The sequence below is a fragment of the Dehalococcoides mccartyi 195 genome (genome assembly GCF_000011905.1).
In the GTDB taxonomy this organism is placed as follows: Bacteria; Chloroflexota; Dehalococcoidia; order Dehalococcoidales; family Dehalococcoidaceae; genus Dehalococcoides; species Dehalococcoides mccartyi.
The window spans coordinates 433,358-459,113 of record NC_002936.3; the positions used below are offsets into that span (position 1 = coordinate 433,358).

At 50.1% G+C, this 25,756-nt stretch carries 41 protein-coding genes; 32 read left to right on the forward strand and 9 right to left on the reverse strand.

Features of this window, described 5'->3' with window-relative positions; all coding sequences use genetic code 11:
* Positions 1–63 precede the first annotated feature (63 nt).
* The 9 genes from DET_RS02495 to aroF are packed head-to-tail and all read right to left on the reverse strand — an operon-like array spanning position 64 to position 8,504.
* The gene (locus DET_RS02495) at positions 64–927 is read right to left on the reverse strand and encodes a prephenate dehydrogenase (protein WP_010936237.1); all 864 of its coding nucleotides are present in this window, start codon (positions 925–927) and stop codon (positions 64–66) included.
* The gene (pheA, locus tag DET_RS02500; RefSeq protein WP_010936238.1) at positions 924–2,000 is read right to left on the reverse strand and encodes a prephenate dehydratase; all 1,077 of its coding nucleotides are present in this window, start codon (positions 1,998–2,000) and stop codon (positions 924–926) included. Before pheA ends, DET_RS02495 begins: the two co-directional genes overlap by 4 nt.
* On the reverse strand, positions 1,997–3,091 hold the full coding sequence (gene aroC, locus DET_RS02505; RefSeq protein ID WP_010936239.1) for a chorismate synthase: 1,095 nt from the start codon (positions 3,089–3,091) through the stop codon (positions 1,997–1,999). The genes pheA and aroC overlap by 4 nt, the downstream gene beginning before the upstream one ends.
* On the reverse strand, positions 3,084–4,346 hold the full coding sequence (gene aroA, locus DET_RS02510) for a 3-phosphoshikimate 1-carboxyvinyltransferase (RefSeq protein ID WP_010936240.1): 1,263 nt from the start codon (positions 4,344–4,346) through the stop codon (positions 3,084–3,086). Before aroA ends, aroC begins: the two co-directional genes overlap by 8 nt.
* Entirely contained in the window at positions 4,327–4,857 is a 531-nt protein-coding gene (locus tag DET_RS02515; RefSeq protein ID WP_010936241.1) for a shikimate kinase, read from the reverse strand. The genes aroA and DET_RS02515 overlap by 20 nt, the downstream gene beginning before the upstream one ends.
* On the reverse strand, positions 4,841–5,701 hold the full coding sequence (locus DET_RS02520; RefSeq protein ID WP_010936242.1) for a shikimate dehydrogenase: 861 nt from the start codon (positions 5,699–5,701) through the stop codon (positions 4,841–4,843). The genes DET_RS02515 and DET_RS02520 overlap by 17 nt, the downstream gene beginning before the upstream one ends.
* Entirely contained in the window at positions 5,685–6,353 is a 669-nt protein-coding gene (gene aroD / locus DET_RS02525; protein WP_010936243.1) for a type I 3-dehydroquinate dehydratase, read from the reverse strand. Before aroD ends, DET_RS02520 begins: the two co-directional genes overlap by 17 nt.
* Complete coding sequence (gene aroB, locus DET_RS02530) at positions 6,350–7,429, reverse strand: 3-dehydroquinate synthase (protein WP_010936244.1); 1,080 nt, start codon at positions 7,427–7,429, stop codon at positions 6,350–6,352. The genes aroD and aroB overlap by 4 nt, the downstream gene beginning before the upstream one ends.
* Positions 7,430–7,448: 19 nt before the next feature.
* Positions 7,449–8,504, reverse strand: a complete 1,056-nt coding sequence (gene aroF, locus DET_RS02535) for a 3-deoxy-7-phosphoheptulonate synthase (RefSeq protein ID WP_010936245.1) — start codon at positions 8,502–8,504, stop codon at positions 7,449–7,451.
* 521 nt (positions 8,505–9,025) lie between these two features.
* On the opposite strand from aroF, the gene rpsL reads away from it, so the two are divergent.
* From rpsL to rpsD, 32 genes are read left to right on the forward strand one after another with little or no spacing between them, the layout of a single operon-like run.
* On the forward strand, positions 9,026–9,460 hold the full coding sequence (gene rpsL, locus DET_RS02540; protein WP_010936247.1) for a 30S ribosomal protein S12: 435 nt from the start codon (positions 9,026–9,028) through the stop codon (positions 9,458–9,460).
* Positions 9,461–9,473: 13 nt separating this feature from the next.
* Positions 9,474–9,944, forward strand: a complete 471-nt coding sequence (rpsG, locus tag DET_RS02545) for a 30S ribosomal protein S7 (RefSeq protein WP_010936248.1) — start codon at positions 9,474–9,476, stop codon at positions 9,942–9,944.
* Positions 9,945–9,999: 55 nt separating this feature from the next.
* On the forward strand, positions 10,000–12,081 hold the full coding sequence (gene fusA, locus DET_RS02550; RefSeq protein WP_010936249.1) for an elongation factor G: 2,082 nt from the start codon (positions 10,000–10,002) through the stop codon (positions 12,079–12,081).
* A 24-nt stretch (positions 12,082–12,105) separates the two neighbouring features.
* Positions 12,106–12,414, forward strand: a complete 309-nt coding sequence (rpsJ, locus tag DET_RS02555; protein ID WP_010936250.1) for a 30S ribosomal protein S10 — start codon at positions 12,106–12,108, stop codon at positions 12,412–12,414.
* Between the two features lie 8 nt (positions 12,415–12,422).
* Positions 12,423–13,040, forward strand: coding sequence for a 50S ribosomal protein L3 (gene rplC / locus DET_RS02560; protein WP_010936251.1), 618 nt, complete (start codon positions 12,423–12,425; stop codon positions 13,038–13,040).
* Positions 13,041–13,042: 2 nt separating this feature from the next.
* Positions 13,043–13,675, forward strand: coding sequence for a 50S ribosomal protein L4 (gene rplD, locus DET_RS02565; RefSeq protein WP_010936252.1), 633 nt, complete (start codon positions 13,043–13,045; stop codon positions 13,673–13,675).
* Between the two features lie 12 nt (positions 13,676–13,687).
* Entirely contained in the window at positions 13,688–13,972 is a 285-nt protein-coding gene (gene rplW / locus DET_RS02570) for a 50S ribosomal protein L23 (RefSeq protein ID WP_010936253.1), read from the forward strand.
* A 25-nt stretch (positions 13,973–13,997) separates the two neighbouring features.
* Entirely contained in the window at positions 13,998–14,822 is an 825-nt protein-coding gene (gene rplB / locus DET_RS02575) for a 50S ribosomal protein L2 (RefSeq protein WP_010936254.1), read from the forward strand.
* A 6-nt stretch (positions 14,823–14,828) separates the two neighbouring features.
* Complete coding sequence (rpsS, locus tag DET_RS02580; protein ID WP_010936255.1) at positions 14,829–15,110, forward strand: 30S ribosomal protein S19; 282 nt, start codon at positions 14,829–14,831, stop codon at positions 15,108–15,110.
* Positions 15,111–15,140: 30 nt separating this feature from the next.
* Positions 15,141–15,470 carry a 50S ribosomal protein L22 gene (gene rplV / locus DET_RS02585; RefSeq protein WP_010936256.1) on the forward strand — a complete coding sequence of 110 codons (330 nt, stop codon included), beginning with the start codon at positions 15,141–15,143 and terminating at the stop codon, positions 15,468–15,470.
* A gap of 8 nt (positions 15,471–15,478) precedes the next feature.
* Positions 15,479–16,315 carry a 30S ribosomal protein S3 gene (gene rpsC / locus DET_RS02590; protein ID WP_010936257.1) on the forward strand — a complete coding sequence of 279 codons (837 nt, stop codon included), beginning with the start codon at positions 15,479–15,481 and terminating at the stop codon, positions 16,313–16,315.
* A gap of 1 nt (position 16,316) precedes the next feature.
* Positions 16,317–16,766: a 50S ribosomal protein L16 gene (rplP, locus tag DET_RS02595; protein WP_010936258.1), complete on the forward strand. Its 450-nt coding sequence runs from the start codon at positions 16,317–16,319 to the stop codon at positions 16,764–16,766.
* Between the two features lies 1 nt (position 16,767).
* Entirely contained in the window at positions 16,768–16,965 is a 198-nt protein-coding gene (gene rpmC / locus DET_RS02600; RefSeq protein WP_010936259.1) for a 50S ribosomal protein L29, read from the forward strand.
* Between the two features lie 7 nt (positions 16,966–16,972).
* Positions 16,973–17,233, forward strand: a complete 261-nt coding sequence (gene rpsQ / locus DET_RS02605) for a 30S ribosomal protein S17 (protein WP_010936260.1) — start codon at positions 16,973–16,975, stop codon at positions 17,231–17,233.
* Between the two features lie 24 nt (positions 17,234–17,257).
* Positions 17,258–17,626, forward strand: a complete 369-nt coding sequence (gene rplN, locus DET_RS02610) for a 50S ribosomal protein L14 (protein WP_010936261.1) — start codon at positions 17,258–17,260, stop codon at positions 17,624–17,626.
* 10 nt (positions 17,627–17,636) lie between these two features.
* Positions 17,637–17,948, forward strand: a complete 312-nt coding sequence (rplX, locus tag DET_RS02615) for a 50S ribosomal protein L24 (RefSeq protein ID WP_010936262.1) — start codon at positions 17,637–17,639, stop codon at positions 17,946–17,948.
* Complete coding sequence (gene rplE, locus DET_RS02620; RefSeq protein ID WP_010936263.1) at positions 17,948–18,487, forward strand: 50S ribosomal protein L5; 540 nt, start codon at positions 17,948–17,950, stop codon at positions 18,485–18,487. The genes rplX and rplE overlap by 1 nt, the downstream gene beginning before the upstream one ends.
* 8 nt (positions 18,488–18,495) lie before the next feature.
* Positions 18,496–18,681, forward strand: a complete 186-nt coding sequence (locus DET_RS08520; RefSeq protein WP_010936264.1) for a type Z 30S ribosomal protein S14 — start codon at positions 18,496–18,498, stop codon at positions 18,679–18,681.
* A 33-nt stretch (positions 18,682–18,714) separates the two neighbouring features.
* Complete coding sequence (gene rpsH / locus DET_RS02625) at positions 18,715–19,110, forward strand: 30S ribosomal protein S8 (protein ID WP_010936265.1); 396 nt, start codon at positions 18,715–18,717, stop codon at positions 19,108–19,110.
* 15 nt (positions 19,111–19,125) lie between these two features.
* Complete coding sequence (rplF, locus tag DET_RS02630; RefSeq protein WP_010936266.1) at positions 19,126–19,674, forward strand: 50S ribosomal protein L6; 549 nt, start codon at positions 19,126–19,128, stop codon at positions 19,672–19,674.
* The gene (gene rplR, locus DET_RS02635; protein WP_010936267.1) at positions 19,674–20,039 is read left to right on the forward strand and encodes a 50S ribosomal protein L18; all 366 of its coding nucleotides are present in this window, start codon (positions 19,674–19,676) and stop codon (positions 20,037–20,039) included. Before rplF ends, rplR begins: the two co-directional genes overlap by 1 nt.
* A gap of 16 nt (positions 20,040–20,055) precedes the next feature.
* On the forward strand, positions 20,056–20,574 hold the full coding sequence (gene rpsE, locus DET_RS02640) for a 30S ribosomal protein S5 (RefSeq protein WP_010936268.1): 519 nt from the start codon (positions 20,056–20,058) through the stop codon (positions 20,572–20,574).
* Positions 20,567–20,749 (forward strand): 50S ribosomal protein L30, encoded by a 183-nt coding sequence (gene rpmD / locus DET_RS02645; RefSeq protein WP_010936269.1) that lies wholly within the window; start codon positions 20,567–20,569, stop codon positions 20,747–20,749. The genes rpsE and rpmD overlap by 8 nt, the downstream gene beginning before the upstream one ends.
* The gene (rplO, locus tag DET_RS02650) at positions 20,750–21,211 is read left to right on the forward strand and encodes a 50S ribosomal protein L15 (protein ID WP_010936270.1); all 462 of its coding nucleotides are present in this window, start codon (positions 20,750–20,752) and stop codon (positions 21,209–21,211) included.
* A gap of 19 nt (positions 21,212–21,230) precedes the next feature.
* Positions 21,231–22,508, forward strand: a complete 1,278-nt coding sequence (secY, locus tag DET_RS02655) for a preprotein translocase subunit SecY (protein WP_202967956.1) — start codon at positions 21,231–21,233, stop codon at positions 22,506–22,508.
* Positions 22,509–22,517: 9 nt separating this feature from the next.
* A complete protein-coding gene (locus tag DET_RS02660; RefSeq protein ID WP_010936272.1) occupies positions 22,518–23,168 on the forward strand; it encodes an adenylate kinase in 651 nt (216 codons plus the stop codon).
* Positions 23,169–23,175: 7 nt separating this feature from the next.
* Positions 23,176–23,931: a type I methionyl aminopeptidase gene (gene map / locus DET_RS02665; protein ID WP_010936273.1), complete on the forward strand. Its 756-nt coding sequence runs from the start codon at positions 23,176–23,178 to the stop codon at positions 23,929–23,931.
* 9 nt (positions 23,932–23,940) lie between these two features.
* Positions 23,941–24,162 carry a translation initiation factor IF-1 gene (gene infA, locus DET_RS02670; RefSeq protein WP_010936274.1) on the forward strand — a complete coding sequence of 74 codons (222 nt, stop codon included), beginning with the start codon at positions 23,941–23,943 and terminating at the stop codon, positions 24,160–24,162.
* Between the two features lie 28 nt (positions 24,163–24,190).
* The gene (gene rpmJ / locus DET_RS08525; protein WP_010936275.1) at positions 24,191–24,304 is read left to right on the forward strand and encodes a 50S ribosomal protein L36; all 114 of its coding nucleotides are present in this window, start codon (positions 24,191–24,193) and stop codon (positions 24,302–24,304) included.
* 9 nt (positions 24,305–24,313) lie between these two features.
* Entirely contained in the window at positions 24,314–24,703 is a 390-nt protein-coding gene (gene rpsM / locus DET_RS02675) for a 30S ribosomal protein S13 (protein ID WP_010936276.1), read from the forward strand.
* A gap of 25 nt (positions 24,704–24,728) precedes the next feature.
* Positions 24,729–25,121 (forward strand): 30S ribosomal protein S11, encoded by a 393-nt coding sequence (gene rpsK, locus DET_RS02680; protein WP_010936277.1) that lies wholly within the window; start codon positions 24,729–24,731, stop codon positions 25,119–25,121.
* Between the two features lie 9 nt (positions 25,122–25,130).
* Positions 25,131–25,754: a 30S ribosomal protein S4 gene (gene rpsD, locus DET_RS02685; protein WP_010936278.1), complete on the forward strand. Its 624-nt coding sequence runs from the start codon at positions 25,131–25,133 to the stop codon at positions 25,752–25,754.
* Positions 25,755–25,756: the final 2 nt, after the last annotated feature.

Consider the following 25,756-nt stretch of genomic DNA (forward strand, 5'->3'; position numbering starts at 1 on the left):
TAAGTATATAGAATACCATAAAATACCGAAAGTTCAAATCATATTCTGTACGGAGTGCATTTATCAGGGCTGTTTTAAGTGATACATATCCTGATAGGCTTTTTCAAACCCGGGCTCTGTTTGGGCAAGCTTATCCTTAATGGCTTGCATACGGTGGGCAAACCCGGTTTTGTCTCCGTTTTTTACCAGCTCAGCCCAGTCGGTTGCTCTCTTTATAAAGTCGGCTTCCAGCCCCGGCAGCTTTGGCATATTTACCTGGAGTGAGGCATACAGATTCGGGTCTTCGGTTAAAACGCTCTTGGTCAGGGTGTCCAGCAGGCGGAAAGTAGTGCCGCCGGCACCGGCTATACCGGGCAGGTTCTGCCCCAGCAGGGTATCAGCTGACACTATAGCTATAAAATGAGCCAGCCCCAGCACCACTGACATCAGCCGGTCATGTTCTTCCGGGCTAATTAAGCTGACAGTGCTGCCGTGTTTTTCCAGCCAGATTTTTACCTTTTCGGCAAGTTCAGTTTCTGCCCCGGTAGTGGGTGTCAGTATAAAGTTATAGCCTTTAAGTGATTTTGCCCCCGGCCCGAATACCGGGTGGGTGCCCAGTGTGCGGCAGTGGGGCAAATACTGGTGCATCAGCTCCACCGGGCGTTCTTTTACCGAACACAGGTCAAAAACCATCTGCTCCGGTTTGGTAAACGGGGCAATCTCCTTCAGGGTGTCTTCAAATGCGTCAATAGGTACGGATATCACCAGACAGTCCATTTCGGTCAGCTGGTCAGGCTGGGTAATCACCTGAGAGCCTAAGCGGCTGGCTACGGGTGCAAGTTTGGAGGGGTTTCGCCCCCAAAGCCAAACCTGATGTCCGTTTTCCGTAAGGAAGCGGCTGAACCACTGTCCCATCTTGCCGCTGCCGCCCAGTATGCCTATTTTCATATTCGTTTTTTCATTTTGGGGTAAGACCCAAGCACTTTCATAAATATAACATGGTCTTCGGCTTTTGCCAGCGCCTGTTTAATGTTTTCGTCCTGGCGGTGGCCTTCTATATCCAGGTAAAAGTTGTACTCCCAGGGTTTAAGGCGGGTGGGACGGGATTCCAGCTTGGTCATATTTATTTTTCTGGAGGCCAGTTCCTTTATGAAGTCATACAGCGCCCCGGCCTCATGTTTGACGGCGAAGACCACCGAAGTTTTATCATTGCCGCTGGGTGCGGAATCCTGCTTGGCAAGGACGAAGAAACGGGTGTAGTTGTTTATATTATCCTCTATTTCCCGTTCCAGCACTTTCATATTATAAATTACGGCCGCTCTTTCAGAGGCGATGGCCGCCCCGTCTAAAAGGTGTTTTTCTTTAATCATTTTGACACTGCCGGCGGTATCGTAGGCCGGTATCAGCTCTGCCCGCAGGTGTTTTAAAAATGACTGGCATTGCCCCAGTGCCTGGGGGTGGGAATAAATGGTTTTTACCCCTTCCAGAGTGGTTTCGGGGTTGGCTATCAGACAGTGGGAAACCCTTAGCTCATGTTCGGCGGCAACCATAAGGTTAGAATCAAACAGCAGGTCATAGGTGCGGGAAATAGAGCCCTCAAGTGAGTTTTCCACCGGCACTACCGCAAAGCGGGCCATTCCTTTTTCCACTGCCTCAAAAGCCCCGTCCAGCTGTTCGTAAGGCAGGGCGAGGGTGTTGGGGCCGAATATTTTCAGGGCAGTTTCCTCACTGTAAGCACCGGCCGCTCCCTGAAAGGCTACGGTGAACCGCTGCTGTTTCTTGGATATAAACAGTATTTCCTGGTACAGGGATTCAATATCCTGCGGGTCAAGACCCAGAGACCGGGCCAGTGACTGAACCCTGTTTAAAACCTCTGATTCACGTGAGAGGTCCTGAACAGGGGAGTTAGTTTCTTCTTTGACTTTGCCTATCTGGTCGGATACCTCAAGCCTCTTTGCCATCAGCTTGACCAGCTCGGCATCCAGTTCATCTATCTGTTTGCGCAGGTCTGAAAGGTTCATTGTTTTATTACCCTCGGTATCATTCCGGCTCTCAGCGCCAGATCAGCCAGCACTATACAGGTCATAGCTTCCACTACGGAAACTGCCCTGGGTACAATGCAGGTATCATGGCGGCCGCGTATTTCCAGACTGGTATTGGTCATGGTATCAATATTTACGGTAGGCTGGGATAAAGATATGGAGGGGGTGGGTTTTACGGCTACCCTGAACTGAAGCGGCATACCGTCTGAGATTCCGCCCAGTACACCGCCGCATTTGTTGCTGGTGGTGCGTATGTGGTTAGCCTGAATACTAAAAGGGTCGTTGTTTTTTGAACCGCGCAGGCGTGAAGCTTCAAAACCTGCCCCGAATTCCACCCCTTTTACCGCCGGAATGGCAAACATGGCTTTGGCCAGTTCGCCTTCCAGAGTATCAAACACCGGCTCTCCCAGACCAACCGGCAGATTAAGCCCTAAGCACTCTACCACCCCGCCCAGACTGTCACCCTCTTCGGCGGCTTGCTGGATAAGTGCCAGCATTTTCTTGGTGGCTGTAAGGTCAGGGCAGTTTACATCACTCTGGCTGATATTCTGGCGGATATCTTTGGTTTTGGGCAGTTTAGCCACTATGCCGCCCAGTTCGGCGGTATAGCCAATCACCTCAATACCGATAGTGGAAATAAGTTTGCGGGCAATAGCCCCGGCCATAACGTGTCCGGCGGTAATCCGCCCGGAGAAACGCCCTCCGCCCCGGAAATCATTGAACCCGCCGTATTTTACAAAACCGGTAAAATCCGCATGCCCCGGCCTGATTTTGCTGCGGGTGCGTTCATATTCGCTTGAGTCTATATTTTTATTCCAGATAACCAAGCAGATAGGTGCGCCGGTGGTGAAGTTGTTGAGTATCCCGGAAAAAATTTCTATCCGGTCATCTTCGCAGCGGGGGGTGGCATGGGCTTTGGCTCTGGATTTACGTTTGTCTACTTCCACCTGGATTTCATCTACATTTATGGCCAGGCCTGCCGGCACGCCGTCAATAACTACTCCCACGCAGTCTCCGTGGCTTTCACCGAAACTGGTAATCTGAAACAGTTTTCCCAGACTGTTAGACATCTTTTATTACCTTTCCGCCGAGGCTTTCCAGTTTCTGCCAGAAATCAGGATAAGTCTTGGATACACACTCAGCCTCTGAAATACAGGTTTCCCCGGTAACTGCACCCAGTGCGCCGAAAGCCATGGCAATGCGGTGGTCTCCCAAGCTGTCAATCTCCGCGCCTCTGGGCATTCCGCCTTCTATAATCAGGCGGTCATCTTCTTCGGTAACGTTTATCCCCATGGCGCTTAGCCCCTGGCTTACCGCCCGGATACGGTTAGATTCTTTAATACGTGCCTGACGGACTCCGCTTAAAATACTTTGTCCTTTGGCACAGGCAGCGGTTATGGCCAGAGCGGGCAGCAGGTCTATAGAGTGGGTAAGGTCTGCCTGTATGGCGGTGAGCGGTTTGGGGCTTACCTTTACCCAGTTTTGTCCGCTTTCTACTTCCGCTCCCATCTCACTGAGGAATTTTATCATTATGCGGTCAGCCTGAAAACTTTCTGTATCCAGGTTGGATATAAACAGCGGGGCTGCAATAGCCCCCAGTGCCAGAAAGCTGGAGGCCGAAGACCAGTCTCCCTCTACCCGGTATCTGGCAGGCAGGTAGGGTTGAGGGGGAATACTTATTTCCTGCCAGTCTATAGATGTATAGGCTTTTATACCAAAGCTTTCCAGCGTTTGTTTGGTCATTTTCAAATAGGGCAGTGAAGCCGGCGGGGTGGCCAGATGAATTTCAAGCCCGCTTTTACAGGCAGGCGCCATAAGCATAAGGGCCGAAACATATTGGGAGCTTATATTGCCGGGCAGGCTGACCTTTGAACGGGTTATTTCACCGCCCTTGATGACAGTGGTATTGCCGCGGGTTTCTATTTCTATGCCAAGCTGGTGCAGGGCTTGAATAAGGGGCAGCATAGGGCGTCTCATAAGGGAATGCCCCGCCAGCAGGCGGCACTCAAAGGGCAGTCTGGCACATACAGCTGACATAAAGCGCAGGGTGGCGGCAGATTCGCGGCAGAAGAGGTTGCCGGCCGGTTTTTTAAAGGTATTGCCGGTAAGCTGCCAGCTTTCAGCCTCTGCATCAGTATTTATATCTATGCCCAGCCCTGAAAGAACCTGTCTGCTTGCCAGGGTATCGTCTGCAGCCAGCGGGCTTATAATGCGGCTTTGGCCGTTTGCCTGGGCAGCCGCTATCAAGCCGCGTATGGTGTAGCTTTTTGAAGAAGGCACGGCAATTTCTCCGCCGGGCAGGCTTTTATCCAGACGTATTTTCATATTCCCTCAGTTTGTCTTCTATTTCTTCGCAGACTTCATGGCATGATTTGTTATGGGTGGAAATAGTAATATTAGCTGCCGCCCGGTATAAAGGCAACCGGCTTTCCAGCAATTTTAACATTTTATCCAATCGTTCGGCATTGTACAAAGGGCGGTTGGTATGGTTTTTCAGCCTGGCCTCCAAATCTTCAGGCCGGCTTTCCAGATAGATTACCAGACAGTTTAGACGCATAAGGCTGAGATTAGGGGGGCGCATTACTATACCGCCGCCGCAGTCTATAATCTGGCCTGATTGCCGGCAGAGGTCTTCCAGTACCCGGCTTTCCATCTGGCGGAAATAGTCTTCGCCTTTTTCTTTGAATATGCTGATTATGCTTAAGCCTTCGCGTGTTTCTATGCAGGCATCAGTACTGACCAGCGTTTTACCCAGCCTTTCAGAAAGCAGTTTGGATACGCTGCTTTTGCCGGCACCCATAAAGCCTATCAGGGCAATATTATTTTTTATTTTCATCTAAGGCCAGCTCTGCTTCTTTCATCATTAACCGGAAAGGGGCTTTCTGGTTTGTCCAGATTTCAAATGACATAGCCCCCTGCCAGACCAGCATTTCCAGCCCGTTTATTATTCTGGCGCCTCTCTTTTCGGCATCTTCCAGCAGGCGGGTTTTGCAGGGATTATAAATAGCATCTATGACGGTCAGGTCAGGGCGGAGGAGGCGGGGGGGTACAAGGCTCTGGCCTGCCAGATTTCCCATGCCCACCGGCGTGCAGTTCACGATAACATCAGTATCGGCTAAGGCTTCTTCCAGATTTGTATCGTTCAGTTCCAGCCCCTGGGTTTTGCCGCTGAGACGCAGGCACATTTTACCAGCCAAATCTTTGGCTTTTTCCTCCTGGCGGGCAAGTACAGTCAGGTGTCCGCCCAGATTGCAAACAGCCAGGGCAATAGCATGGGCGCTGCCTCCTGCCCCCAGCAGGGTAAAACGCTGCTTGGCGGGGGCTATACGGTTATGCTCCAGCAAGCGCACAAACCCGCCGAAGTCGGTGTTATACCCCTTCAGCCGGCCGTTTTCATTCACAATGGTATTTACCGCACCTATCTTTTCGGCGGCCGGGTCAAGGCTGTCAATATACTTTATGACTTCTATTTTATGGGGTATGGTCACATTTAAGCCGCGTATATTTAAAGGCCCCATGCTGGCAATTACGTTTTGCAGTTCCTCAGGTTTGGCCGCAATGGTCAGATACAGGTAATCCAGCTTGCAGTGTTTAAAGGCTGCATTCTGCATGGCAGGTGAGACGGAGTGACTTACCGGGAAACCAATAAGCCCGAATAATGCATCAGGTATGGTTTTCATAGTTCACTGACCGGTAGATTTCAATCATCTGCGCCAGGGTCATCTGACCTGATGCTGACTGATTGCTGTCATTCAGGCTGGCGTAGGTAAAAGGGCTTCCGGCCAGCGGGCAGAGTATGCGGCTCAGAATGCCCAGATTCCCCATAGCAAAAGCGACAATCTTTTTATCCGGTATCTCCTTTATCAGATTAAGCAGCTTTATATTATCATTTATTGAGGTAGCAGTGGTAATTACCTTATATATATCCGCCGGGTAGTTGAGCATATCCTTTACCAGTGTCTTCAAATCACCGGCGGAGGGAGTGTCAGCAAAATTATGGTGGGACACCAGACACTTTGATTGCGTTCTGAGCCGCTTAAGTACTTCACCCAGATGGGGGGTGGAGTACTCAATATCCAGCATAAATGCACCGGCTGCGGCGGCTTTTTCAAGCAGCCCTATCCGTTCTTCTTCGCTGCCGCTAAAACTGCCCCCTTCGGCAGACCTGCGGCAGGTGGCCATAAATGGTTTATCAAGCATAGCCGCAGCTTCCCGCCAGCTTTCACCCAGCAGGTCCAGCCTTAGTTCATAAAAGGCCGCACCTTCGCTTTTTTTCAGGCTTTCGGCCTCCGGCAGCCGGGTGATTACGCAGCAGACGGGCGGGTTTTTCATTTCATCTCCTCCAGTATGGAAATGACGTCTGCCCTCAAAATGTTTTCAGCTATCAAAGGTTCTCCCGGCCTTTTCAGGAGGATGAAACGGATACGTCCGTCAGATACCTTTTTATCATGGTGCATGGCATCTATAATTTTTTCGGGGTCTATATCTTGGGGGCGGGTGGGCAGACCGAAATCAGCTATCAGTTTTTCCAGCCGCAGTACAGTCTCATTTTCACATAAACCCAGTTTTACCGAAAGCCTTGAGGCAAAGCACATACCTATAGCTACCGCTGCCCCGTGGCTCTGGCTGAAAGAAGAAGTGCTTTCCAAAGCATGCCCCAAAGTGTGACCGAAATTCAGTATGTTTCTGATGCCGCGGTCAGTTTCGTCCTGGCAGACTATACCGGCTTTGATGGCGGCAGTCTGGCTTATTATATCTTCCATTATCTCCGGAGAGCGGTCTTTGATAGCCGGGGTGTTTGTCTCAAGCTGCTTGAACAGTTCACTGCTGCCAATAGCCGCACTCTTTATTATTTCCGCCATGCCGCAGGCAAACTCTTTTTCGGGCAGGGTTTTCAGGCAGCTTATATCTGAAATAACCAGCCTCGGCTGATAAAAACTGCCCACAATATTTTTGATTCCGCCGTGGTTGACTGCCACTTTGCCGCCGATACTGGAATCTACCTGTGACAGCAAACTGGTAGGCAGGTGTACCAGCGGAACGCCCCGCTGGTAGGTGGCCGCCACAAACCCGCTCAGGTCGCCTATGACCCCGCCGCCCAAAGCCAGTATGGGAGTATTCCTTTCGGCAAAGTGGTTTATCAGCTGGGGATATATATGGGAAGCCATATCCAGTGACTTATGTATTTCGCCCTCAGGCAGTTCCAGAAACAGGCTGCCTATGCCCTTTGATTCAAGGTGCTTTTTCAGCTTTTTGCCGTAAAGCCTGTTTATATCTATATTGGTTATGACCACTACCCGGTCACAGGGTATGGCCTGCTTCAGCAGGTCTGCTGTTTCAGCCAGCAAATCACTTCCTATGAGTATCTTGTATTCACGCCCGCTTAGATTAAGCCCTATACTTTTCAAGGTTCTTTCCTTATATATATTAGTGTTTTTTCACCAGTTTGTTTATCTGGCGGCAGGTATTTATAAGCTCTTTCAGTTCCGGCGGAGTAATCATCTGCGAAGCATCCACCAGAGCCTCTGCCGGGTTGGTATGTACCTCAATCATCAGTCCGTTAGCCCCGGCGGCCATGGCGGCACAGCTCATGCTGTATATCAGGTCACGCCGCCCGGTGGCATGGCTGGGGTCAACCATTATGGGCAAATAGGTTTCCTTCAGGGCTACCGGCACGGCTGCCAAATCCAGGTTGTAGCGGGTGAAGTTTTTGCCTTTGCCCACCGGCACTATGCCTCTTTCGCATAATATTATATCCTTATTTCCCTCTGCGGCTATATATTCGGCAAAAGAAAGGAATTCTTCCATGCTGGCCCCGAAGTGGCGTTTGTACATCACCGGTTTGCCTTTTCTGGCCACTGTGGCCAGCAGGTCCTGGTCATACATATTGCGTGAACCCACCTGGAGTATATCTACATATTCGGCAACCAAATCCGCCTGGGATTCGCCCCGTATCTCGGTCATTACCGCCATCTCAAAGCGTTCACCGGCCTCTTTCAGCCAGGACAGGGCTTCGGTGGCTTCATCCTTGCCGGCAGAGCCCAGCCCCTGGAAAGAGTGGACAGATGAACGGGGTTTGTAAACGCCGCCTCTGAGTATCTGGGCACCTGCCATCTTTGCCCCTTCAGCTATCTTCATCAGGGCTTCCTTACTTTCCACTGCACAAGGCCCGGCAATGAAGACCGGCTCGTCCCCGCCGATAGTTATATCTTTTACTTTTATTTCACGGGTCAGCCCCTCAGCCTGCCACAGGTTTGAGTACTCGCGGCTGATAAGCTTGTAAGGGGTTTCTACCATACGGGCTTCCTTGACGCCGGGCAAGCTGGAAAAGTAAGCAAACGGGATTGATTTTTCATCTCCTATCAGGCCGATAATAGTCCGGAACTCTCCCTTTGAGATGTCGGTCTTGAGACCGCAGCGGCGAACTTCGGCAATTACGTTTTCTAGTTCTTCCGGGGTGGCATCCTTTTTCATGATAATCATTGTTTGCTTTCTCCTTTGCTTTTTATACCCGTATAAATCAAAAATCCTCCCGTTGCCTGGGAGGATTTCTAACTTACTAACTGAGGGTTATTGATTTTTTAGTAAAACGTTATCTCCCAAGCAAACTTGTCTTGGTAAAGTAATAATAGTTCTTAAAGGATTTAACGTTTAACATACTTGCATGACAATAGCATAGCTGAAAAGGGTTTGTCAAGAAAACTATTTAGTGCTATTATATGGGGTCTTTTTTCCTGGTGGTTGTTATCGGTCGGGCAGCGGATAAGTGCCCTGAGGCAGACGGGGGATATCCCCCAGCTTTAAACCAGCGGGTTTTCAGTGATGGGTGGAGTTGACATCCATATATTGCTGTGCTAGACTAACTTTCTGTTTGTGGTTAGATTTCAGGTTTGACCATATCCGTTATGGTCGCCTTATGGGTTTTAAGGATGGGCCTGGCTCATCCTTATTGATTGAAAACGGGAAATTTATTAAAACAGCAATTGTTAACAGGAAGGTACATTATGCCAACGGTTAATCAGCTAGTAAGAAAAGGGCGCTCAAGTGCGGCCAAGAAGTACAAAGCACCTGCGCTGCATTACAGTTTCAATTCTCTGCGCAACAAGGTAGCCTTCGGTGACGGTTCCCCCCAGAAGAGGGGCGTCTGCACCCAGGTAAAGACCACTACCCCCAAAAAGCCGAATTCGGCTTTGCGCAAGATTGCCAGAGTAAGGCTGAGCAACCATATGGAAGTTACCGCATATATCCCCGGTGAAGGCCATAACCTTCAGGAACACTCTGTGGTTCTGATACGTGGTGGCCGCGTTCCTGACTTACCGGGTGTTCGTTATCACATCATTCGCGGTACCCTTGATACCGCAGGTGTGGCAAATCGGCAGCAGGGCCGCAGCAGATACGGCGCCAAAAAGGGCAAAGCCGCTCCTGCCAAGAAGAAATAACCGGAGATAAGATATGCCTAGAAGAGCACGAAAATTTAAAAGAGCAGTTGCCCCGGATTCCAGGTATAACAGCCTGATGCTTTCCAATTTTATAAACAAGCTTATGATGCACGGCCAGAAGGCCACCGCCCAGAGGATTGTTTATGATGCAATTGACATAATGGGTAAACAGGAAAATAAAGAAGGTTTGGCTGTGTTTGAGCAGGGTCTCAAAAATGCCACTCCTTTTATTGAGGTTAAACCCCGCCGTGTAGGCGGTGCTACTTATCAGGTGCCTATTGAGGTTCGCCCTGACCGCGCCCAGACTATGGCTATGCGCTGGATTATCAAAGCTGCCCGCAAACGGACCGGCAAGTCCATGGCTGAGCGGCTGGCAGCTGAGATGCTGGAAGCCTCACGCGAGCAGGGTGCTGCTGTTAAGAAAAGGGAAGAGACCCACAAGATGGCCGAGGCCAACCGTGCTTTCGTCCATTACAGGTGGTAGAGAGAAAATAGGGGGAATTGGATAGCCCTGACGGGTTAGCCAGATTTTAGATAATATGAGCGACAGGAAATACCCTCTGGAGAGGGTTCGGAATATAGGCATCATTGCCCACATAGACGCCGGAAAGACGACTACTACCGAGCGTATCCTTTACCTTACCAAACGTACCCATAAAATCGGCAATATTGACGATGGTACTACCGTAATGGACTGGATGGAGCAGGAAAAGGCCAGAGGTATTACCATTACTTCTGTCGCTACTTCTGCTTACTGGAACGGGCATCACCTGAATGTTATTGACACTCCCGGACATGTTGACTTTACGGTAGAAGTAGAGCGCAGTCTGCGGGTGCTTGACGGCGGTGTGGTGGTATTTGACGGTGTGGCCGGTGTTGAAGCCCAGTCTGAAACAGTCTGGCGTCAGGCCAGCCGCTACGGTGTACCCCGCATTTGTTTCATCAATAAGATGGACCGCACCGGTGCTAACTACGAGCGTACTTTGGGTATGATTACCCAGCGCCTCAAGGCTAAGTGCCTGCCTCTTCAGATACCCATTGGTTGTGCTGAAACCTTCCGCGGCAGCTGTGACCTGCTTGACTTCCAGTGTTACGGTATGGATAACAGCCCTGAAGAACCCGCTGAGACATTTGATTTGCCCGATGCTGACAAAGAACGGGCAGTAAAATTCCGCAATACAATGATAGAACGCCTGGCCGAAGAAGATGACGAAGTTATGGAAGCCTATCTGGCCGGTGAAGAACTGCCGGTAGAAAAGCTGAAAGCCGCTATCCGCCGGGTATGTCTGGCTAACAAGGCCATCCCCATATTCTGCGGCACTTCACTTCGTAACAAGGGTGTAAAAAGGCTGCTGGATGCGGTCTGTGACTATCTTCCTTCTCCTGTGGATATCCCGGCTATCAAGGGGACTGCCCCTAAAACCGGTGAACCTATGGAACGCCATGCCAGCGACACCGAGCCGTTTTCGGCTCTGGCTTTCAAGATTGTATCTGACCCCTTTGTGGGACGTTTGGTATATTTCCGCATTTATTCCGGTAATGTTTCAGCCGGTTCGGGTGTGTATAACAGCACCCGCGGCGAACGGGAACGTATCGGCCGCCTTATCCGCATGCATGCCAATGACCGCGAAGAGATAGAATATGCTGATGCGGGCGAAATTGTGGCCAGTTTAGGCCTGCGCAATACCTTTACCGGTGACACTTTGTGTGACCAGAGTGCGCCTATCTTGCTTGAAAGCATAAAATTCCCTGAGCCGGTTATCAATCTGGCCATTGAGCCTAAGACCCGTTCTGATCAGGATAAAATGACCGAAGGTCTCCAGAAACTGGCTGAGGAAGATCCTACTTTCAAGGTTAAGTTTGATGATGAAACCGGCCAGACGGTTATATACGGTATGGGTGAGCTTCACCTGGACGTACTGGTCAGCCGTTTGCTGTCTGAGTTCAAGGTTAATGCCAGCGTGGGTAAACCCCGCGTTGCATATCGGGAAGCTATTACCGCCCATGCCAAGGCTCAGGGCAAGTTTGTCCGCCAGTCCGGCGGCCGCGGTCAGTATGGCGATGTTACCATTGAGGTTGAGCCCCGTGAACGCGGTGCCGGTTATGAATTCGTTGATAATGTTAAGGGCGGTGCTGTACCCCGTAACTTCCTGATGGCGGCCGAAGCCGGTATCAGGGAAACCCTGGAGACGGGCGTATATGCCGGTTACCCCATGGTTGACGTAAAGGTAACCGCTGTTGACGGCAGCTACCATGATGTAGACTCTAACGAAAATGCGTTTAAAATGGCCGGCTCCATGGCTATCAAAGCCGCTGTTGCCAAGGCCAAGCCTATACTCCTTGAGCCTATTATGAAACTGGAAGCGGTTACCCCCGAAGAATACATGGGTGATGTTATCGGTGACTTTAACTCACGCCGCGGCCAGATTATCTCGGTTGAGCCTAACCCGGAGACTACGGTTATCACCGGCAATGTGCCGCTGGCTGAAAGCTTCGGTTATACTACTGACCTTCGGTCAGTAACCAAGGGACGGGCAACTTTCTCTATGGAGTTTGAATCTTACCGTGAAATGCCGGGTGAATTGGCCAATCAGGTCGTTGAAGCTGCCGGCAAGAAATAAGTATACTGGTTAGGGTGATATTGTATGACTAAACAAAAAATCAGGATAAAACTAAAGGGCTTTGACCACAAGATACTTGACCAGTCTGCGCTGCAGATTGTAGAGGCTCTGGAACGGACAGGGGCTACCATATCTGGGCCGGTTCCTCTGCCTACCCGTATCCAGCGTTACAGCGTCATACGCTCATCCTTCATTGATAAGGATTCACAGGAGCAGTTTGAAATCAGGACTCACAAACGTCTTATTGATATAGTGGAAACTACATCCAAGACCATTGACGCCCTGACCAACCTGAACCTCCCGGCTGGCGTAAGCATAGATATTAAACTTTAGGAACGAATATGATTCAAGGTATTATCGGTAAAAAAATCGGTATGACCCAGATATTCCAGGAGGACGGCAAGGCTCAGCCGGTCACTCTGGTAGAAGCTGGTCCGTGTGTAGTGGTCCAGGTCAAGACCGAAAAGCAGGACGGCTATGAGGCTGTTCAGTTGGGTTACGGCAAGGCCAAGCATATCACTTCGGCTGTCAAAGGTCAGTGCAGAGGATTCGGTGAATTCAAAGTGCTGCGCGAAGTAGACGTGGATGATATTGCGGCGGTTAATGTCGGTGACCAGATTACGGTCAGTGACTTTAAGGACGGCGAAAAGATAGACGCCAGCGGCGTCTCCAGAGGGCGTGGTTTTGCCGGTGTAGTTAAACGCTGGCATTTTGCCGGTGGTCCCAAGACCCACGGTCAGTCTGACCGTCACCGGGCTCCGGGTTCCATCAGCTCCACCACCACTCCCGGCCGTATTTATAAGGGCAAGCGCATGGCAGGCCACATGGGGAATGATGCGGTGACTATCCGCAATCTGGTTGTGCTCAAAACTGATGCAGAGAAAAATCTGCTGATGGTAAAGGGTGCTATCCCCGGCGGCAAGAATACAATAATATTAATTAAGAAAACGGGTAAATAAACGTGGAAATTCCTGTTTATAACGCATCCGGAGAAATCATTAAGAATATCAGCATCAGCGAAGACGTCTTTGGCGTGCCCTTCAATGAAGCTCTGGTTCATCAGGCTTTTGTAGCCCAGCAGGCGAATGCCCGCCAGGGTACTCAGTCCACCAAGACCAGAGGTGAAGTACAGGGTTCAAGCCGCAAGATATATCGCCAGAAGGGTACCGGTAATGCCCGTATGGGTACCAACCGCTCACCCGTCAGGCGGCATGGCGGCGTAGCCTTTGGCCCCCGCCCCAGGGACTTCAGCAAGGATTTGCCCAAGAAGATGCGCCGTCAGGCCATCAGGTGCGTGCTGTCCTTCAAACTGGAAAGCGGCGAACTGAAGGTTGTTGATCAGCTTAGCTTTGATGAACCCAAGACCAGAGATATGGCCAAGATACTTGCGGCTCTTCAGGTAATGTCTCCCACGCTTATAGCGGTAGATAATCCTGATACCAATTTTATAAAGTCTGCCCGCAATATACCGGCAGTCAAAACCACTCCGGCTAATCTTCTGAATATATCTGATATGCTCAGGAACAAGCAGCTGGTTATGACTGAAGAAGCGGTACGTCAGGTTGAAGAACTCTGGGGTCAGCGCTCACGCTAAGGAGAAAGAACAATGAATTTATACGAAGTATTGCGCCGGCCGTTAATATCTGAAAAGAACAGTGTTCAAGCTGTCCAGAATAAATACGTTTTTGAAATAGCCAAAGGTGCCAACAAACGTATGGTAAAGCTGGCAGTGGAACAGGCTTTTAATGTAACTGTTGAAGATGTAAACATGCTTCACATACCGGGCAAACAAAAGCGGATGGGGCGCAATCTGGTCCAGACCGCAGGGTTGCGTAAAGCCATCATCACTCTCAAAGAGGGTGATAAAATAACTCTATTTGAGGGTGTTTAGTCAAGGAAAGGGTGGTTGATATAAAGTGGCAATAAAGATATATCGCCCTACTTCCCCGGGCCGCCGGCATCACAGTGTTTCCTCTTTTGAGGAAATTACCAAGAGCCGGCCGGAAAAAGCGCTGCTGGTTTCGGTCAAGAATGATTCAGGCCGGAATAATCAGGGGCGCGTAACCGTTCGCCATAGGGGTGGTGGTAGCAAAACACAGATTCGCGTTATAGATTTCAAACGTAATAAGCTGGATGTGCCCGGAAGAATAGCGGCTATAGAGTATGATCCTAACCGGACTGCCCGTATAGCTCTGGTCTTCTACACTGACGGTGAGAAACGCTATATTTTAGCTCCTTCAGATTTGAAGATTGGTGATGTAATTATGGCGGGTGAGAATGCTGAGCCCAAGAGCGGTAACGCTTTGCCCCTCAGTGCTATACCCACCGGTACATTTATCCATAATATTGAGCTTATCAAAGGCCGTGGCGGCATAATGGTACGCAGTGCCGGTGCTGCCGCTCAGCTGATGGCTAAAGAGGGTGATTATGCTCTGGTGCGTTTGCCTTCCGGTGAAATGCGCAAGGTGCGGAGTGACTGCTCTGCTACCGTAGGCCAGATTGGCAATATAGAGCATGGCACTCTTGAAATAGGTAAGGCCGGACGCAACCGCCACCTGGGTTGGAGACCGACTGTCAGAGGTTCGGCCATGTCACCTAACAACCATCCCCATGGCGGTGGTGAGTGCCGCAGTCCTATTGGTATGACCGGGCCGAAAACCCCCTGGGGTAAACCGGCTCTGGGTTATCGTACCCGCAAGGCCAAATACTCTGACAAACTTATTGTGAAGCGGAGGGGGTAAGGAATAATGTCACGTTCCGTTAAAAAAGGGCCGGCTCTTTGCCCTAAACTTATGAAAAAGGTAGAGGTAGCCAGTGCTACCAACCAGAAATCCATCATCAAGACTTGGGCTCGCTGGTCTACTATCACCCCGCTGATGGTTGGTTTGAATGTGGGTGTGCATGACGGCAGGCGTCACGTGCCCATCTACATCACCGAAAACATGGTCGGGCACAGACTGGGAGAGTTTACCACCACCAGAAATTTCCGCGGTCATGCCAAAGCGGAAAAAGTATCTCAGGTAAAATAGTGAAGTTAACCGGTTAGGGTAGGTTATAAAATGGAAGTAAAAGCAATAGTAAAGGACACGGGATATTCAGCGCTCAAGGTAAGGCTGTGCGTTGATATGGTTCGCGGCAAGAAAGTAAGTGAAGCTATTACCATGCTTCGCTTTATGACCTCGCCTACGGCCAAGGTTGTATCCAAGGTTATAAAATCAGCCGCGGCTAATGCGGAAAATAATTTCCAGATGAATCCGGCTGACTTAAAAATATCACAGATTTATGCAGATGAAGCGCGAATGCTTAAGCGGATGCGTCCTCAGGCCAGAGGCCGGGTTTCGCCAATATTAAAGCGCTCCAGCCATATAACTGTTGTCGTGGCTGACTAGGAGGGTTAATGGGACGCAAAGTTCATCCAATCGGGTTTAGACTTGGCATTATTAAAGACTGGAGTGCCAAATGGCATGCCAGTGATAAGGGTTTTGCCGAATGCCTCACCGAAGACCTTAAGCTTCGCAAGGCTATTGCCAAGAAGTATGTAGATGCCGCTATCTCTCAGGTAGATATTGAGCGCCAGTCCAACAAGGTGACTGTTTCTGTCCGGACAGCCCGGCCGGGTATTGTTATCGGACGGGGCGGTCAGCGTGTTGATGAAATGCGCCATTTCCTTGAGGAGCTTATCGGCAAAAAGGTACAGCTGAATATTGTTGAAATATCTCAGGCTGAGCTTGACGCCTTCCTGGTTGCCCGGAGTGTGGCAGAGCAGATTGAACGCCGTGTTGCTTACCGGCGTGCCATGAAGCAGGCTATCTTCCGCAGTATGCAGGCTGGTGCCAAGGGTATTAAAGTATGTGCCTCAGGACGTTTGGGCGGCGTTGAAATTGCCCGGCGTGAGGTAATGCACGAAGGGCGTGTTCCTTTGCATACTCTTCGGGCTGACATTGATTACGGCTGCACCAGGGCTCACACCGCCCTTGGAGATATAGGCATAAAGGTATGGGTATACCGCGGTGATATCCTGCCTGAAGCAAAAGAACAATCTGAACCCGAAGTAACGGAAATGGCTGCTGTTATGGCTGATGCTCCTGCTGCCGCTGTTGCCGAAGCCAAGGTTGCTGATACTGTGGCCAAACCCAAGAGGGTTACAAAAAAGGCCGAAGCTGAGGCTTCCGCTGAGGAAAAACCGAAGCGCGCAGCCAAAAAGGCTGAGAACATAACCAAGGAAGAGGAATAATATGCTCCAACCCAAGCGTGTTAAGTTTAGAAAGGTACAGCGCGGGCGTCGTGACGGGGCTGCCCATAAAGGCAACACAGTTGCTTTTGGTGAATTCGCTTTGCAGTCTCTTGAGGCCGGCTGGATTACCGCCCGCCAGATAGAGGCTACACGCCGGGCAATCACCCGTTATATCCGCCGCGGCGGGCAGGTATGGATACGGATTTTCCCTGATAAACCCATTACCAAGAAACCGGCTGAAACCCGTCAGGGTGGCGGTAAAGGTGCTCCGGAAGAATGGGTAGCGGTAGTAAGGCGCGGCCGGATAATGTTTGAAATCGGCGGGGTAACCCCCGAAGCTGCCAAAGAGGCTATGCGGCTTGCGTCTTATAAAATGCCGGTTAAGACCCGGTTTGTAGCCCGGGATGTACCTGCGGCTGCAGAAGAAACTGAAGTAGCGGAGGCTGAATAAGATGAATATAAATGATATTCGCGGCCTTTCTGATACTGAAATAAAGAAAAAGCTTGAAGATGCCCACAAGGAACTTTTTGAGCTTAGACTGAAGCTTTCTACCAGGCAGTTAGTGAATCACCGAGAGCTTCCCAGGGTAAAAAATGATATTGCCCGCATTCTAACCGTAATGCGTGAGCGCGAACTGCAGATAAGGTAGGACTGATATGGAAAAAAATAAAACCCGAATCGGTCATGTGATCAGCGATAGGATGGAAAAAACCATTGTAGTGGGTATTGATGTTGCCAAGCGCCATCCCCTTTACAAAAAGACTTATCGCCGGACTATGAAATATCTGGTTCATGATGAAAAAAACGAAGCTAAAATTGGTGATATGATTGAAATAGTTAAATGCCGCCCCATCTCCAAGGGGAAATACTGGCGGCTCAACCGGATAATCACCAAGGGCCACATTGTTGCGGCTTAGGAAGCATAGTTCTGGAGAGAAGAGATGGTTCAGCAGTATACCAGGTTAAACGTAGCAGATAATACCGGCGCTAAGAAAATAATGTGCATCAACGTTTTGGGCGGCAGCCGCAAGCTGCAGGCCAAAGTTGGTGATGTTATAGTAGCTGCGGTAAAAAAATCCAGCCCTGATGCCCAGGCTAAATCCGGCACTGTGGTAAAGGCCGTTGTGGTACGCATTACCAAGCCTTATGCCCGCCCGGATGGCTCTTATATAAAGTTTGATGATAACGCTGCTGTTATTCTGAATGACAAAATGGAGCCCAAAGGCACCCGTATTTTTGGCCCGGTGGCCCGCGAGCTTCGTGATAAAAAATTCACCAAGATTTTGTCGCTGGCGCCTGAGGTATTGTAGAGGTACTTAGATGAGACTGAAGAAAAACGATAACGTGCTGGTAATTGCCGGTAAAGACAAGGGTAAAACCGGTAAGGTTCGTTATGCCTTTCCCCGCACCGACAGGGTGCTGGTGGAAGGCGTGAACATGATAAAAAGGCATTCGCGTGCCAGGGGTCAGGCCAAACAGGCCGGGATTATTGAACGTGAAGCTCCTTTGCATGTTTCAAATTTGATGTTGCTTTGCAGTAAATGCAACAAACCGGCTCGCATCGGCAGCCGGGAACTGGCGGACGGTAAAAGTGTACGCTACTGCAAATCCTGCAATGAGGTAATTGACTAATGCTTAAGGTAGAGGAACGTTACACTAACGCCGTACCTGAACTTCAGAAGGCTTTCAAGTACGAAAATATTATGCAGGTGCCCAAGCTGGTCAAAGTAGTTATAAACACCGGTGTAGGTGAGGCTGTGTCCAACTCCAAGGCACTGGAAACTGCGGAAGCGGACATTGTAGCTATAGCCGGCCAGCACCCGGTAATCACCCGTGCCAAGCGTTCTGTGGCTAACTTTAAGCTGAGAGCCGGTATGCCCATCGGTTTAAAGGTCACCCTGCGCGGACAGAGAATGTATGATTTCCTGAATAAACTCTTCTTCATTACGCTGCCCCGGGTACGTGATTTTCAGGGTGTTTCAAATACCGCTTTTGACGAACACGGCAACTATACTTTAGGTTTTAAAGACCATTCGGTTTTCCCTGAGATTGACTTTAACAAGATTGAGAAACCGCGCGGTCTTGAAGTTTGTATTGTAACTACCGCCAACACACCTGAAGAAGGCAAGAAGCTCCTGGAACTCTTGGGCATGCCTTTCAGTAAGGATTAGAGGAGACTATGGCTAAAACATCTAAAATTGTTCAATCCCAGCGCGCATCCAAGTTCAAGGTGCAGCACCATAACCGTTGTAGCCGGTGTGGTCGTCCCCGGGGCTATATTAACAGGTTTGGTTTATGCCGCATCTGTTTCCGCGAGCTGGCATTACAGGGGCAGATACCCGGTGTCCGAAAGTCCAGTTGGTAGGGTATAATTGAGGTTTAATAACGGGGGTTTACGATGATCTCTGATCCGATTGCAGATATGTTAACAAGAATACGGAATGGCGTAATGGCCAAACACGAGGTAGTAATCATGCCGGCTTCCCGGATGAAACAATACCTTGCCAAGGTCATGAAACAGGAAGGCTTTATTGCCGGTTATGAAGTAATTGGCGCTAAGCCCAAACGTCAGCTGAAAATAGTCCTCCGTTATGACGAAGGTGGTGCTTCCTTTGTCAGCGGGCTGGAAAGAATCAGCAAACCCGGTCTTCGGGTTTACGTACAGCGGGGCGAAATACCCCGTGTTTACGGCGGTTTGGGTATTGCCATTGTCTCCACCTCAAAGGGTGTGATGACCGGTTCGCAGGCCTGGCGCCAGGGGCTCGGCGGCGAGCTGCTTTGCAAAGTCTGGTAAACTAGAGGTTTTGATATGTCTAGAATAGGTAAAATGCCGATAAAGGTTCCACCCGGCGTAACGGTGGACATAAAAGGGAATGATGTAACTGTTAAAGGGCCTAAAGGCACTCTTAACAGGACCTTCAGACCGGAAGTAACCATTACCCGTGACGGGGATTATCTGGTTGTCGCTCCGGTAGGTACAGACAAGGCCGCCAGGTCTTTCTTCGGCCTTAGCCGTACCCTTTTGGATAATATGATTGTGGGTGTCAAAGACGGCTTTGACAAGAACCTTGAAATAGTGGGCGTGGGTATGCGTGCTGACAAAGATGGCAACAATATCATCTTTAAAGTAGGTTATTCGCACACTGTTACGGTAGCCCCTCCGGCGGGCATCACTTTGAGTGTAGACGGTACCACCAAAGTCAAGGTATCCGGTATAAATAAAGAAGAAGTGAGCCAGATGGCTGCTGAAATCAGGTCTATCAGAAAGCCTGACCATTATATGGGCAAGGGTATCAGATATGCCGGTGAATATGTACGCATCAAGCCCGGCAAGGCTATCGGAAAGGGTGCTAAGTAATGGCTAAAGTAAATGCCAGAGAAGCGCGAATTGTACGGCACGAACGGTTACGCAAAAAGGTAAGCGGCACTGAAGCCCGCCCCAGACTGTGCGTTTTCCGGAGTATCGAAAACATTTATACTCAGGTAATTAATGATAACTGTGGTTCAACCCTTGTTCAGGCCTCCACCAAGGATGCCGAGCTGAAGGCTGAGCTGGACGGTAAAACTAAAACCGAACAGGCAGTTGTTATAGGCAACTTGATTGCGAAACGGTCTCTTGAAGCCGGCATTTCAGAAGTAGTTTTTGACCGCGGCGGTTACAAATATCATGGCCGGGTTAAAGCTTTGGCTGAGGCTGCCCGCTCCGGCGGCCTGAAATTCTAAGGAGGATGGAAAAGACGTGTTAGCTAAGGTAGAAAGAATCGATCCTTCTGAGCTTGAACTGAATGACAAGCTTATATTTATTAACCGCGTGACCAAGGTGGTTAAAGGCGGTAAGCGCATGGGTTTTGCGGCTCTGGTGGTAACCGGAGACGGTAAAAATCATGTAGGTATCGGCGTAGGCAAGGCCAAGGAAGTTCCTTCGGCTATATCCAAAGCCAGTGCCAATGCCAAGCGCAATCTTTCCCGTATACTTCTAAACGGGACTACCGTCCCCCACGAAATAGTTTTTAAATACGGCGCCGCTCAGGTTTTGCTGAAGCCGGCTGCTCCCGGTACCGGTATCATTGCCGGCGGCAGTGTCAGGGCAGTATTGGAATCCACCGGCATTAAGGATATTCTGACCAAGTCTATGGGTTGCAGTAACAAGGCCAATGTTGCCAAGGCTACTCTGGGCGGGCTGACTGCCATGCGGGATCCCAAAACTACGGTTACCAAACGGCGCTCTTCTTTGAAAGAGGAGGCTGCTGGTGGCTAAGATTAAGATTACCTGGGTAAAAAGTGCTATCGGTTATAAATTTGATCAGGCGGCCACTATCAAGGCGCTTGGTTTTAAAAAATTAAATCAGAGTGTTATACAGGATGATTCTGCTGCTATACGCGGCATGATACTCAAGGTAAGGCATCTTGTTGTTCTGGAAGAGGTGACCTAAGTGAGATTGAATGAACTTTCTCCAGCCCCCGGTTCTAAAAAAGACCGCAAGCGGGTAGGCCGCGGTGACGCCGGAAGGGGTAACTATTCGGGACGCGGAATGAAAGGGCAAAAAGCCCGTTCAGGCGGAGCGACCCGCCCCGGTTTTGAAGGCGGCCAGTTGCCCATATATCTGCGTCTTCCCCGGAAACGCGGTTTCTTTAATCCTTTCCGGATTGAATACACTGTAGTAAATATTGAACAACTGAACATATTTGAAGCTGGCACCGAGGTCACTCCTGAGACCATGCTGGCGGCAGGCTTAATAAGGAATTTTGTAAAGCCGGTAAAAATACTTGCAGCCGGGCATATTGACCGGGCTCTGGAAGTAAGCGCCCATAAATTTTCGCAGGCAGCCAAAGCTCAGATTGAAGCTGCTGGCGGTAAGGTACAGGAAATAGATTATGCGGCAGAAATCGAGTAGACCACGCCTCTTGCAGGCGATGATTGACGCTTTCAGCTTGCCTGATTTAAGGCGTCGGTTACTTATTACTTTGGGAATATTGGTTGCGGCACGTTTTATTGCTCATGTGCCGCTTCCTGGTGTTGATTCAGCTGCCCTGCAGGATTTGTTCGACCAGAACGGAGCTTTGGGTATGCTGGATTTGTTTTCCGGCGGTGCTATGCGGTACTTCAGCGTGGCGGCTCTGGGTGTTTATCCCTACATTACCGCATCCATCATCATGACTTTGCTTACGCCCGTTATCCCCAAGCTTACCGCCCTTTCAAAAGAGGGGGAAGCCGGGCGCAATAAAATCAATACTATTACTCACTGGCTGGCAGTGCCGACAGCGGCCTTAGCCGGTTACAGCCAGTTGCTTCTTCTGCAAAGAGAAGGGGCGGTAGCTCAGACTGAACCTTTGGCGGCAGTTGCCATAGTTTTGTCCATTGTGGCCGGCACAATGTTTATGGTCTGGCTGGGTGAACAGATTACCAATTATGGTATTGGCAACGGTATTTCGCTGATTATATTTGCCGGTATCGTAGCCGGTCTGCCGGATACGATTGGGCGTGGCCTGATGGCCTCTGACCAGTTTGCCGGTTTGGCTGTATATGCTATTATGGCTCTTCTGACCACAGTTCTAATAGTTATCTTTACTGAGGCACACCGCAGGATACCTGTTCAGTATGCCCAGACTGTTATCCGCAGCGGCAAGATGTACCGCCGCGGCGGTGAGAGCCATATACCCCTGCGGGTTAACTCTGCCGGTATGATACCCCTTATCTTTGCGTCTGCTCTGGTGATGCTGCCCGGTCTGGTGGCCAGTTATTTCATGGCAGGCTCAACTGAAGACCCTAACTTCTGGAATACTATTTATAATATCTTCAGTTCCAGCGCCTCCATGCCTGGAGGGTTGGTATACTGGGGTCTTTACTTCTTTATGACTATAATCTTTGCCTTCTTCTATACTATGGTGACCTTTGAACAGCAGGATATACCCGGCACTCTTCAGAGGCAGGGCGGTTTTGTACCCGGCATTCGTCCCGGCAAGATGACTGACCAGTACTTAAGCGGCGTTATCGGCCGGATTACCTGGGCTGGTGCGTTATTCCTGGGGTTTGTAGCTATTATGCCTTTCATTGCCCGTGAGGTTACCGGCATACAGGTTATTCAGCTATCCAGCTTCGGTATGCTGATTGTGGTCGGTGTAGCTCTGGATACTATGAAACAGCTCGAGGCGCAGCTTGTAATGCGGCGTTACGAGGGCTTTATTAAGTAGGCAAGAATAGTGTATAATGTTATTTTCCTTGGCGCCCCGGGTTCGGGTAAAGGCACACAAGGTGAAGTAGTCGCTAAAGAGCTTAGGCTGGCGCATATGGCCACCGGTGATTTATTTCGTAAGGCTATAGAGCGCGGTGATGAGCTGGGTGATACGGTTAAGTCCTATATGGAACGGGGCGAGCTGGTGCCGGATGAGATTACCATTAGTGTAGTCCTTAAGCACCTTGCTGGCTTGAAAGATGTTAGCGGGATTATTCTGGACGGATTCCCCCGGAGCCTGCGTCAGGCCGAGGCGCTGGATGAGGCGCTGGTAAAGCAGGGAGAGGGAATCGGCAGAGTAATATATATAAATGTGCCGGAAGATGAGCTGGTCCGGCGCTTAAGCGGACGCTGGGTTTGCCGGAGCTGTCAGTCACCTTATCAGTGTGGCTGTGCTGAGGTAGCCGAGGGGAAGTGCAGCCGCTGTCAGGGTGAGCTGTATCAGCGCCCTGATGACACACCCGAAACCGTAAAGGAAAGGCTCAAGGTGTATTTTAGCAAAACGGCACCGCTTATTGAGTACTATCGCTCAAAGGGCAAGCTGAGTGAGATTGATGGTATGGCTGAGATAACAGAGGTGACCAAGCGGATTGTATCAGCTATAAAGTGCGGTAAATAACCGGTTTATGACCATAATACTGAAAACCGAAAAAGAGATTGCTATAATGCGGCGGGCCGGTCATATACTGGCAGCTGCTTTAGAAGAAGTTAAGAAGAATGTCAGACCGGGGGTAACTACCCGGGAGCTGGACGAGATAGCCGAGAGGGAACTGCGGCGCAGGGGGACAACTCCTTCGTTCAAAGGTTACCAGGGCTTCCCGGCCAGTCTTTGTGCGTCTGTAAACGAAGAGATTGTTCACGGCATACCCGGTGGCCGGGTATTAAAAGAAGGCGACATAATATCGCTGGATATAGGCAATATATTAGAAGGATTCCAGGCGGATATGGCTGTGACAGTGGGGGTGGGTGAAATATCTCCCGCGGCCACGCGGCTTTTATCTGCTACTCAGGCCTCACTGGTGGCCGGGATTGCTCAAGCCAGGGCAGGCGGGCATCTGGGTGACATAGGTGCGGTAGTTGAGGAATATGCCCAAAGCAGAGGGTATGGGGTAGTCAGGGATTATACCGGACACGGTATAGGCCGGGATATGCACGAAGACCCCCAGATACCGAACTTTGGCCGCCGGGGTAAAGGCCCGGAATTAAAAAAGGGTATGACACTGGCTATAGAGCCAATGTTAAATCTGGGCACTGAAAAGACAAGAGTAGCCCCTGACTGCTGGACAGTGTATACTGCGGATGGCAGTTTGTCGGCTCATTTTGAACATACAGTTGCCATTACCGATGGTGAGCCGGAAATACTCACCGTGATAGAAGGATAGCGGGGATTTATGCCTAAAAAAGATGCAATAGAAGTTGAAGCGACAGTGCTGGAGGCTTTGCCCAGTGCCGCTTTTCGTGTTCAGCTTTCAAACGGGCATGAAGTCCTGGCGCATATTTCGGGCAAGATGCGGGTACATTACATAAGGATTTTGCCCGGAGACAGAGTACTGGTGGAGTTATCTCCCTATGACTTGACCCGCGGCCGGGTTACATACCGATTCAAGTCATAGGTTTGGGAAGGATACAGGAGAACAGCAAATGAAGGTTAGAGCTTCGGTAAAGACAATGTGCGAAAAGTGCAAAATAGTGAAACGTAACGGGGTGGTTAGAAATATTTGCACCAACCCCAAACATAAACAGAGGCAGGGTTAAGGAGGCATTATGGTTCGCATAGCGGGTACAGATATACCCGATAACAAGCAGGTTTATTTCTCTTTGCAGTATATATTCGGCATAGGCCCTGCTCGCAGTGAGAAAGTACTTGTTCAGGCGGGTGTGGATAAAGCGATTCGGGTCAATAAACTGACCGATGAGGAAATCAACCGCCTTAGGGAAATTATTGATAAAGAGTATCGGGTAGAAGGGGATCTTCGCAAAGAAATCGCCCTCAATATCAAGAGGCTTATTGATATTGGCTGTTACCGTGGTAATCGCCATAAGCACAATTTGCCGGTACGTGGCCAGCGCACTAAAACTAACGCGCGTACTCGTCGTGGCCCGCGCAAGACTGTGGCCGGGCGTGGACAAAAACGCGGTGCAACTAAGAAATAAACGCTAAGTAGCGTAGGAGGATATAATGGCAGTTAAAAAACGTGCCGGTGCCAAGAAAAAAGAGAAGAAAGTTATACCTGTAGGTAAAGCCTTCGTACAGGCTACCTTTAATAATACTATCGTAACTCTGACTGACCTGCAGGGCAATGTAATTGCCTGGGCCAGCTGCGGTACTGCCGGTTTCAAGGGCTCACGCAAAGGTACTCCCTATGCCGCCCAGATGGCTGCTCAGGCTGCCGCCCGCAAGGCTGCTGAAAGCGGCCTCAGGCAGGTGGAGGTATTGGTAAAGGGGCCGGGCAGTGGCCGTGAAGCTGCTATCCGCTCTCTTCAGGCGTCAGGTATCAATGTGACCGCAATCAGGGACGTAACTCCCATTCCGCATAATGGTTGCCGTCCTCCCAAGAGAAGGAGGGTATAGAGGTAGAATATGTCTAGAGAAACAGGTGCAGTTTGCAGAATGTGCCGCCGTAGCGGCGATAAGCTATTTTTAAAGGGCGATAAATGTGTTACCAAGTGTGTGTTTGAAAAACGCCCCAAAGCACCCGGCCCGCAGCTGGGCAGACCCCGCCGTTTGTCTGACCGTGGTCAGCAGCTGCGGCATAAGCAGAGTATCCGCTGGAGTTATGGTATGACTGAACGTCAGTTCCGCCGTTTCTTTGGCTTGGCTACTGCTCAGCCCGGTGTTACCGGTGACAACATGATGATTCTTTTGGAACGCCGTCTGGATAACGTTTTATTCCGCTTGGGTTTCGGCACTTCGCGGGCTCAGGCCAGACAGATTGTTATGCACGGACATATACTGGTAAACGGTCAGAAAACCGATATCCCGTCCTATCTGGTTAAAGAGGGTCAGGAAATAACTGTCCGCGAAACCAGTAAAGCTACTGCATATTTCAAGACTTTAGCTGAAAATATTGAAGCCAAGGCAATTCCTGGTTGGTTAAGCTTGGATCGAAAAACCCTTTCCGGCAAGGTTATTAGTCTGCCCGCTGCCGGTGATATAGACGCTAGATTCGATGCTCAGACCGTAGTTGAGTACTACTCCAGGTAACT

Coding starts and splice junctions, on each gene's coding strand:
- rplX (WP_010936262.1), top strand. CDS start 17,637: ATGAGACTGAAGAAAAACGATAACGTGCTGGTAATTGCCGGTAAAGAC.
- rpsJ (WP_010936250.1), top strand. CDS start 12,106: ATGACTAAACAAAAAATCAGGATAAAACTAAAGGGCTTTGACCACAAG.
- rpsD (WP_010936278.1), top strand. CDS start 25,131: ATGTCTAGAGAAACAGGTGCAGTTTGCAGAATGTGCCGCCGTAGCGGC.
- aroC (WP_010936239.1), bottom strand. CDS start 3,091: ATGTCTAACAGTCTGGGAAAACTGTTTCAGATTACCAGTTTCGGTGAA.
- rplV (WP_010936256.1), top strand. CDS start 15,141: ATGGAAGTAAAAGCAATAGTAAAGGACACGGGATATTCAGCGCTCAAG.
- pheA (WP_010936238.1), bottom strand. CDS start 2,000: ATGAACCTTTCAGACCTGCGCAAACAGATAGATGAACTGGATGCCGAG.
- rpsM (WP_010936276.1), top strand. CDS start 24,314: ATGGTTCGCATAGCGGGTACAGATATACCCGATAACAAGCAGGTTTAT.
- rpmJ (WP_010936275.1), top strand. CDS start 24,191: ATGAAGGTTAGAGCTTCGGTAAAGACAATGTGCGAAAAGTGCAAAATA.
- rpsS (WP_010936255.1), top strand. CDS start 14,829: ATGTCACGTTCCGTTAAAAAAGGGCCGGCTCTTTGCCCTAAACTTATG.
- rplC (WP_010936251.1), top strand. CDS start 12,423: ATGATTCAAGGTATTATCGGTAAAAAAATCGGTATGACCCAGATATTC.
- fusA (WP_010936249.1), top strand. CDS start 10,000: ATGAGCGACAGGAAATACCCTCTGGAGAGGGTTCGGAATATAGGCATC.
- DET_RS02515 (WP_010936241.1), bottom strand. CDS start 4,857: ATGAAAATAAAAAATAATATTGCCCTGATAGGCTTTATGGGTGCCGGC.
- rpmC (WP_010936259.1), top strand. CDS start 16,768: ATGAATATAAATGATATTCGCGGCCTTTCTGATACTGAAATAAAGAAA.
- rpsG (WP_010936248.1), top strand. CDS start 9,474: ATGCCTAGAAGAGCACGAAAATTTAAAAGAGCAGTTGCCCCGGATTCC.
- infA (WP_010936274.1), top strand. CDS start 23,941: ATGCCTAAAAAAGATGCAATAGAAGTTGAAGCGACAGTGCTGGAGGCT.
- secY (WP_202967956.1), top strand. CDS start 21,231: ATGATTGACGCTTTCAGCTTGCCTGATTTAAGGCGTCGGTTACTTATT.
- rplR (WP_010936267.1), top strand. CDS start 19,674: ATGGCTAAAGTAAATGCCAGAGAAGCGCGAATTGTACGGCACGAACGG.
- DET_RS08520 (WP_010936264.1), top strand. CDS start 18,496: ATGGCTAAAACATCTAAAATTGTTCAATCCCAGCGCGCATCCAAGTTC.
- aroD (WP_010936243.1), bottom strand. CDS start 6,353: ATGAAAAACCCGCCCGTCTGCTGCGTAATCACCCGGCTGCCGGAGGCC.
- rpsQ (WP_010936260.1), top strand. CDS start 16,973: ATGGAAAAAAATAAAACCCGAATCGGTCATGTGATCAGCGATAGGATG.
- rplE (WP_010936263.1), top strand. CDS start 17,948: ATGCTTAAGGTAGAGGAACGTTACACTAACGCCGTACCTGAACTTCAG.
- DET_RS02520 (WP_010936242.1), bottom strand. CDS start 5,701: ATGAAAACCATACCTGATGCATTATTCGGGCTTATTGGTTTCCCGGTA.
- rpsC (WP_010936257.1), top strand. CDS start 15,479: ATGGGACGCAAAGTTCATCCAATCGGGTTTAGACTTGGCATTATTAAA.
- aroF (WP_010936245.1), bottom strand. CDS start 8,504: ATGATTATCATGAAAAAGGATGCCACCCCGGAAGAACTAGAAAACGTA.
- aroA (WP_010936240.1), bottom strand. CDS start 4,346: ATGAAAATACGTCTGGATAAAAGCCTGCCCGGCGGAGAAATTGCCGTG.
- rplW (WP_010936253.1), top strand. CDS start 13,688: ATGAATTTATACGAAGTATTGCGCCGGCCGTTAATATCTGAAAAGAAC.
- rplF (WP_010936266.1), top strand. CDS start 19,126: ATGTCTAGAATAGGTAAAATGCCGATAAAGGTTCCACCCGGCGTAACG.
- rpsK (WP_010936277.1), top strand. CDS start 24,729: ATGGCAGTTAAAAAACGTGCCGGTGCCAAGAAAAAAGAGAAGAAAGTT.
- map (WP_010936273.1), top strand. CDS start 23,176: ATGACCATAATACTGAAAACCGAAAAAGAGATTGCTATAATGCGGCGG.
- rpsH (WP_010936265.1), top strand. CDS start 18,715: ATGATCTCTGATCCGATTGCAGATATGTTAACAAGAATACGGAATGGC.
- DET_RS02495 (WP_010936237.1), bottom strand. CDS start 927: ATGAAAATAGGCATACTGGGCGGCAGCGGCAAGATGGGACAGTGGTTC.
- rplN (WP_010936261.1), top strand. CDS start 17,258: ATGGTTCAGCAGTATACCAGGTTAAACGTAGCAGATAATACCGGCGCT.
- rplP (WP_010936258.1), top strand. CDS start 16,317: ATGCTCCAACCCAAGCGTGTTAAGTTTAGAAAGGTACAGCGCGGGCGT.
- rpsL (WP_010936247.1), top strand. CDS start 9,026: ATGCCAACGGTTAATCAGCTAGTAAGAAAAGGGCGCTCAAGTGCGGCC.